The sequence below is a fragment of the Streptomyces jumonjinensis genome (assembly GCF_009600885.1).
In the GTDB taxonomy this organism is placed as follows: domain Bacteria; phylum Actinomycetota; class Actinomycetes; order Streptomycetales; family Streptomycetaceae; genus Streptomyces; species Streptomyces jumonjinensis.
Genome location: NZ_VCLA01000030.1, coordinates 18,025 through 24,573, shown reverse-complemented (window position 1 = coordinate 24,573; position 6,549 = coordinate 18,025). Strand labels below are relative to the sequence as shown.

General features: G+C 71.7%; 8 protein-coding genes. 3 read left to right on the top strand and 5 right to left on the bottom strand.

Annotated features, from left to right (window positions below; all coding sequences use genetic code 11):
• Positions 1 to 758, bottom strand: a 758-nt coding sequence (locus tag FF041_RS04345) for an ATP-binding cassette domain-containing protein (RefSeq protein WP_153521097.1), incomplete at its 3' end; no start/stop codon positions are given.
• 27 nt (positions 759 to 785) lie between these two features.
• On the opposite strand from FF041_RS04345, the gene FF041_RS04340 reads away from it, so the two are divergent.
• Positions 786 to 923 (top strand): hypothetical protein, encoded by a 138-nt coding sequence (locus FF041_RS04340; protein ID WP_153521088.1) that lies wholly within the window; start codon positions 786 to 788, stop codon positions 921 to 923.
• Between the two features lie 196 nt (positions 924 to 1,119).
• Here the strand turns inward: FF041_RS04340 and FF041_RS04335 are convergent, their stop codons facing one another.
• From FF041_RS04335 to FF041_RS04325, 3 genes are all read right to left on the bottom strand, one after another.
• Positions 1,120 to 2,301: an ROK family transcriptional regulator gene (locus FF041_RS04335; protein ID WP_153521087.1), complete on the bottom strand. Its 1,182-nt coding sequence runs from the start codon at positions 2,299 to 2,301 to the stop codon at positions 1,120 to 1,122.
• Positions 2,302 to 2,625: 324 nt separating this feature from the next.
• The gene (locus tag FF041_RS04330; protein WP_153521086.1) at positions 2,626 to 3,111 is read right to left on the bottom strand and encodes an NUDIX domain-containing protein; all 486 of its coding nucleotides are present in this window, start codon (positions 3,109 to 3,111) and stop codon (positions 2,626 to 2,628) included.
• Between the two features lie 98 nt (positions 3,112 to 3,209).
• Positions 3,210 to 4,157, bottom strand: a complete 948-nt coding sequence (locus tag FF041_RS04325) for a beta-ketoacyl-ACP synthase III (RefSeq protein WP_153482982.1) — start codon at positions 4,155 to 4,157, stop codon at positions 3,210 to 3,212.
• A 268-nt stretch (positions 4,158 to 4,425) separates the two neighbouring features.
• Between FF041_RS04325 and fdhD the strand changes: the two genes are divergently transcribed.
• Positions 4,426 to 5,265 (top strand): formate dehydrogenase accessory sulfurtransferase FdhD, encoded by an 840-nt coding sequence (gene fdhD, locus FF041_RS04320; protein WP_153521096.1) that lies wholly within the window; start codon positions 4,426 to 4,428, stop codon positions 5,263 to 5,265.
• A 91-nt stretch (positions 5,266 to 5,356) separates the two neighbouring features.
• Here fdhD and FF041_RS04315 read toward each other — a convergent pair whose 3' ends face one another.
• On the bottom strand, positions 5,357 to 5,749 hold the full coding sequence (locus FF041_RS04315) for a (2Fe-2S) ferredoxin domain-containing protein (RefSeq protein ID WP_323391184.1): 393 nt from the start codon (positions 5,747 to 5,749) through the stop codon (positions 5,357 to 5,359).
• A 314-nt stretch (positions 5,750 to 6,063) separates the two neighbouring features.
• Here FF041_RS04315 and FF041_RS04310 point away from each other — a divergent pair.
• On the top strand, positions 6,064 to 6,549 hold a 486-nt coding region (locus FF041_RS04310; RefSeq protein WP_153521095.1), incomplete at its 3' end, for an AMP-binding protein.

Here is a 6,549-nt window from a genome sequence, read left to right as displayed (position 1 = left end):
GGGGGGAAGACGTAGGCGACGTCCCGCCCGGTCATCAGGGAGACGATGTCATGGGTCGGGGTGGTCTTGGCGGGCAGTCCCCGGGCGACGGCGCGGCCGTCTTTGAGGACGGTGACCTGGTCGCCGATCCGGCGGATCTCTTCGAGGCGGTGGGAGATGTAGACGACGGCGACGCCGTTCGCGGTCAGCTCGCCGACGATGCGGAAGAGGTTGCCGACTTCGTCGGGGTCGAGGGCGGCGGAGGGTTCGTCCATGACGATGAGGCGTGCGTCGTGGGAGAGCGCGCGGGCCATGGAGACGATCTGCCGCTGGGCGGCGGGGAGTTCGCCGACGCGCCGTGCGGGGTCGATCTCGGGGTGGCCCAGCCGGGTCAGCAGCCGGGCGGTGGCGGCTCGGGCGTCTTTGCGGCGCAGAAGGAATCCGGCGGTGGTGGGTTCATGGCCGAGGTAGACGTTCTCGGCTACGGAGACCTCGGTGACCAGGTCGAGTTCCTGGTAGATGGTGGCGATGCCGAGCCGCATGGCGGCGATGGGCGAGCCGGGGGAGATCTCCTCGCCGCGCCAGGTGATGGTGCCGCCGTCGGGCCGGTGGGCTCCGGCGAGCACTTTGATCAGGGTGGACTTGCCCGCCCCGTTCTGTCCGAGCACGCAGTGGACAGAGCCGGCCCGGACCTCCAGGTCGACGCCGGCGAGCGCGCGGACGCCGGGGAAGGATTTGGTGATGCCGGACATGGTGAGCAGGGGTGGTTCCGGTGCCATGGCAGATCCCCTCGGCGGATACGGCCGTTGAGCGATGTCGCGGAGGTGCGCGATGTGGAGGTGCGCGGTGCGGGAGTACGCGATGTGGAGATGCGCGGTGCGGAGGTACGCGGTTCGGGAGTACGCGGTGCGGTACGCGTCTGGTGTGCGCGGGGGCACTCATGAGGGTGGTGCTTCGGCCCGCCCGGAGGGCGTGCCGCCCGCCGGCCATGGGGAGGACGGCCGGCGGGCGGCGCGGTCGATGCGGGGACGGGGGCGCGGGGTTACGGAGGTACGGGGGCGGGGTTTCAGGGAGCGGTGCGGTGCGGTACAGGGACGGGGGTACGGGGGCGGGTGGCTCCCCGGCACGGGGATGGGCCGGTCAGGCCGGGGAGAACAGATGGTCGCTGATGAGCCGGGCCGCGCCGGTCACCCCGGCGACCTGCCCCAGCTCGCCCAGCACGATGGGCAGATTGCCGGTCGCGAGCGGCAGCGACTGGCGGTAGACCTGGGTCCGTACGCTCGCGAGGAGGGTGTGGCCGAGCCCGGTCACACCGCCGCCGATCACCACGAGCCCCGGGTTGAAGAAGCTGACGAGTCCGGCGATGACCTGGCCGACGCGGTTGCCGCCCTCGCGGATGAGTTCGAGTGAGGTGGTGTCGCCCGCCGCCGCGGCGGCGGCCACATCGACGGCGCTGAGCTGTCCGGCCCGCTCAAGGCGCTCGGCGAGCTCCGGGGAGCGGCCGGAGCGGGCGGCCTCCTCGGCGTCGCGGGCGAGCGCCGCACCGCTGAAGTGGGCCTCCAGGCAGCCCTGGTTGCCGCAGGCGCAGGGGCGGCCGTGGGGGTCGACCTGGATATGGCCGATATCGCCCGCGCTGCCGGTCGTGCCCCGGTAGACGGCGCCGCCGACGACGATGCCGCAGCCGATGCCGGTGCCGATCTTGACGCAGAGGAAGTCGGCGACGGAGCGGGCCACGCCCGCGTGCTGCTCCCCCATGGCCATCAGGTTCACATCGTTGTCGACCATGACGGGGCAGCCGAGGTCCTGGCTGAGGGCCTCGCGGACGGGGAAGCCGTCCCAGCCGGGCATGATCGGGGGTGCGACCGGCACTCCTTCGGGGAAGCGGACCGGTCCGGGCACTCCGATGCCCGCGCCGTCGAAGCCCTCGGCGAGTCCGGTGGCCTTGAGCTTGGCCGCCATCGACAGCGCCTGTTCGAAGACCGCGACCGGTCCCTCCCGTACGTCCATGGGGTGGTTGAGGTGACCGAGCACCTCCAGTTCGGCGTTGGTGACGGCGACGTCGATGGAGGTGGCGCCGATGTCGATGCCGAGGAAGCGCAGTCCGGGGGCGAGCCTGATGTTGTGGGAGCGGCGTCCGCCACGGGATGCGGCGAGTCCGTCGGCGACGATGAGTCCGGTGTCCAGCAGCCGGTCGACCTCGACGGCCAGTTTGGAGCGGGAGAGGTCGACCAGATCACCGAGCTGGGCCCGGGAGTTGGGCCCCCCGTCGCGCAGCAGTCTGAGCAGCCGCGCCTGGTGCGCGTTCGCCGGTCGTGCGGTCATCCGCCTCAACTGCCCCTCCCCTCCCCCGGCCTGTGGCATGGGGAACCCGTTTGGTTCTCACTGATCGGGCTTTCGATGGGAACGTAGCAGCGCTTTCACCGAGTGGGAAGAACTTGCGCAGAGTTCCAGCACAACTTCTTCCTCACTCGGGACAAAGAAAGGGGCGGCCCGGGCGTGCCGTCAGGTGTCAGTCCCGGTCGGCCGTCGCGTGTCGGCCCCGGTCGGACATCAGATGTCAGTCCCTGCCGGCCGTCGCGTGTCGGCCCCGGCCGGACGTCAGACGTCAGTCCCTGCCGGCCGTCGCGTGTCGGCCCCGGTCGGACATCAGACGTCAGTCCCTGCCGGCCCCGTCAGGGCCTCTCTGAGCCGGTCGAGGAACACCCGCTGGCCCGTCACCAGCTTCGAACGGGCGTCGTCGACGCCGAACCACCCCGCGCGGTCGATCTCGGGGAACTGCTCCATCCGGCCGGAGTGCGGAGGCCACTCCATGGTGAAGGTGCCGGGCGCCATCAGGGAGAGGTCGAGATCGGCCGCGAGGGCCCAGATGGTGACGATCTTGCCGTTCGACTGGCGGGCCTCACCGAGGGGAAGCCACTGACCGGCGGGCGGCGCGAGCCCGAGCTCCTCCTCGAATTCCCTGCGCGCCGCGGCCATCGGCTCCTCCTCCGGGGTGTACTGCCCCTTCGGCACCGACCACGCCGCGTCGTCCCGGTCCTCCCAGTACGGCCCGCCCATATGGCCGATGAGGACCTCGATGTTCTCGTCCCGGCCGCGGAACAGCAGCAGTCCCGCGCTTCTCACAGCTGCCATGGCGTCCAGTCTGCCCTCTCTCCGGGGGCGGCGGACGCCGCGGGCCCGATCGCGGGACCCGCGCCCGGTCGCGTCCGGCCGCGGGCGGGGGGAGCGGCTCAGGGGCAGCGTACGATCTGGCCCGCGTAGGAGAGGTTTCCGCCGAAGCCGAAGAGCAGCACCGGGTCGCCCGATTCGATCTCCCCGCGCTCCACCAGCTTGGCGAGCGCCAGCGGGATCGAGGCGGCAGAGGTGTTGCCAGACTCCACGACATCGCGGGCGATGATCGCGTTCACCGCGCCGATCTTCTGGGCGACGGGCTCGATGATCCGCAGATTCGCCTGGTGCAGCACGACCGCGGCCAGCTCGTCGGGGCGCACGCCGCCCCGCTCGCAGACCTTGCGGGCGATGGGCGGCAGCTGGGTGGTGGCCCAGCGGTAGACGGACTGGCCCTCCTGGGCGAACCGGGGCGGGGTGCCCTCGATCCGTACGGCGTGTCCCATGGCGGGAACCGATCCCCACAGCACCGGGCCGATCCCGGGCTCCCCGTCCCCGGGCACCGCCTCGACCACCGCGGCGCCCGCGCCGTCGCCGACCAGCACACAGGTGGAGCGGTCGCTCCAGTCGGTGACGGCGGTCATCTTGTCGGCGCCGATCACCAGCACCCGGGCGGCCGAGCCGGCCCGTACCGCGTGGTCGGCGGTGGCGAGGGCGTGGGTGAAGCCCGCGCAGACCACGTTCAGGTCCATCACGGCGGGCGATTCCATCCCGAGCCGGGCGGCGACCCGGGCGGCCGTGTTCGGCGAGCGGTCGATCGCCGTGGAGGTGGCGACCAGGACCATGTCGATGTCCCCGGGGCTCAGCCCGGCGGAGGCCAGCGCCTTGGCCGCCGCGTGGGCGGCGAGTTCGTCGACCGGCTCGTCGTCCGCGGCCCGGTGCCGGGTCTCGATGCCCACCCGGGAGCGGATCCACTCGTCGCTGGTGTCGACCAGGGCGGCCAGATCCTCATTGGTGAGCACCGTGGCGGGCTGGTAGTGCCCGAGTGCGGCGATACGTGAGCCGGTCATATGAGGATTCCCTCCGTGCGGGCGGTCGAATGACCCAGTGTTCGTTGCTACCACTCGGTACGACGGCGCGCGATCCGACAGGATTCGGACCCTGGATTCTGTAGCTTCCCGAGGGGTGCAGGAGTCTATGCGGCCTTTGTCCTGTCCCATACATGTGTACGACGGCGTCGGCTGCATGCGTACGACGGCGTCGGCTCCGCCGGGAACGGCCATACGGGAGAATGAGGCGGTCCGGGCCACCTCACCGCACGAATCGGAAATGATCACCATGGGACGGGTCACCGAACGCCGCCGCACCATCCGCATCCGGGACGGCGTGGCCTCGGCCCGCCCCGACACCCTGGCGGCCGAGGAGCCGCTGGAGATCAGGCTGGCCGGAAAACCACTGGCGGTCACCATGCGCACCCCCGGCGACGACTTCGCCCTCGCCGCCGGGTTCCTCGTCAGCGAGGGAGTGATCCGGGCGGCGGACGACGTGCGGTCGATCGCGTACTGCGCCGGGGCGACCACGGACGGTGTGAACACGTACAACGTGGTGGACGTGTCGCTCGCGCCGGGGGTGGCGGTGCCGGACTTCGGTCTGGAGCGGCATGTCTACACCACGTCGTCGTGCGGTCTCTGCGGCAAGACCAGTCTCGACGCCGTCCGGACGACCGCCCGCTTCCCGATCGCCGACACTCCCCCGCTCCGCGTCGCTCCGTCGCTGCTCGCGGCGCTCCCCGACCGGCTGCGGGCGGCGCAGCGCGTCTTCGACCGGACGGGCGGGCTGCACGCGGCGGCCCTCTTCTCGGAGGAGGGCGAGCTGCTCGACGCCCGGGAGGACATCGGCCGGCACAACGCGGTGGACAAGCTGATCGGCCGGGCGTTGCAGAACGGCGGGCTGCCGCTGTCCCGGGCGATTCTGATGGTGTCGGGGCGGGCGTCGTTCGAACTGGTGCAGAAGGCGGTGATGGCGGGCGTCCCGATGCTCGCGGCGGTCTCCGCGCCGTCGTCGCTCGCGGTCGATCTGGCGGCCGGGAGCGGGCTGACGCTGGTCGGTTTTCTGCGCGGTACGACGATGAACGTGTACGCGGGCGATGAGCGCATCGCCCTCGACGGCGCGGTCTGAGCGGGGCGCCGCCCGCGCCGCCTCCGCCGCCCGTTTCCGTAGCGGGCGCTCCGGCTGCCGTATGCCCTCGCCCGGCTGCCGTACGCCCGTTTCAGCGGCGGGCGGCCGGGGCGGGGATGGTCTGGAGCAGCAGCGTGGCGGGCGGTTCGCTCAGTCCCGGGCCGCCCGCGAGGGCCCAGGCCACGATGTCATCCAGGGCGTCGTCGTCGAGCGCCCAGCCGATCCAGGCGGCGCGTGCGCCCCGGCGGCGGCCTTCCGTGGAGGGCTGAACGACGATCACATTGGCCTGGCCGCAGGGCCCGAGGCAGTCGGTCGTCCGTACCTCGATACGGCCCCGGGAGGCCGCCGCGGCCTCGCGCAGCCGGGTGAGCTGTCCGTCGTGGTCGGTGCCCGGGTGCTTGCGCGCGTCTCCGCAGCAGCAGCCGCGGCAGACGACGAGGGTGCAGGGGCGGGTGCGGAAGGGGCGTATCGCAGACGTGGTCACGGGATGATCGTCTCAGCTCGGCTCACCCCCGGGGCATGAGCCCGGCCCCTGGCCGCGGCCACCGCAAAGGCATGGGCCTTCCCCTCCGGGTTCGGCCGGCCGAGGGTGTGTGCCCCGTACGGGTTCCGTGGAGATTCCACCCCGGCTCGCTTACTCCGCGGTCAGAAATCCGTCCTTCCCTTCCCCATGTGACCGGATTTCTGTCTCTGCCCTGTGGTGTCGCCATTCGTCCATAGTTCGCCGATGCCCGTGTGGCGCATTCCCCGGTGGGGTAGCGTCGCGGCGCTGTGCGGAGCACCACAAGGAGCAGGCCCTTGCGCGAGTTCACTGTCCGTCCCCTGGACGCGGCCCCTCTGTTCGGTGGACTGGCCGACGCGGTATTCGATCATGCCGCGCACGATCCGGCCCATGTGGTGCTGGGCCGGAAGGATCCGGCGGGCCGCTGGCGGGATGTGAGCGCGGCCGAGTTCTGCGACGAGGTGCTCGCTCTGGCCAAAGGATTACTCGCCAGCGGCGTCCGGTTCGGCGACCGGGTCGCGCTGATGTCCCGTACCCGCTATGAGTGGACGCTCTTCGACTTCGCGATCTGGACGGTCGGCGCGCAGTCGGTGCCCGTCTACCCCACGGCCTCCGCCGAACAGGTCCTGTGGACGCTGTACGACGCCGAGGTCTCGGCCTGTGTGGTGGAGCACGAGGACCATGCCATGACCGTCGGCTCGGTCATCGACCGGCTGCCGCTGCTGAAACGACTGTGGCAGGTCGACGCCGGGGCGGTGGGGCAGCTGGTCGAGTCCGGCGCG

Excerpts from the sequence above, each read along its gene's own strand:
- FF041_RS04335 (WP_153521087.1), bottom strand. The coding sequence starts at position 2,301 with ATGACCGCACGACCGGCGAACGCGCACCAGGCGCGGCTGCTCAGACTG.
- FF041_RS04330 (WP_153521086.1), bottom strand. The coding sequence starts at position 3,111 with ATGGCAGCTGTGAGAAGCGCGGGACTGCTGCTGTTCCGCGGCCGGGAC.
- FF041_RS04325 (WP_153482982.1), bottom strand. The coding sequence starts at position 4,157 with ATGACCGGCTCACGTATCGCCGCACTCGGGCACTACCAGCCCGCCACG.
- fdhD (WP_153521096.1), top strand. The coding sequence starts at position 4,426 with ATGGGACGGGTCACCGAACGCCGCCGCACCATCCGCATCCGGGACGGC.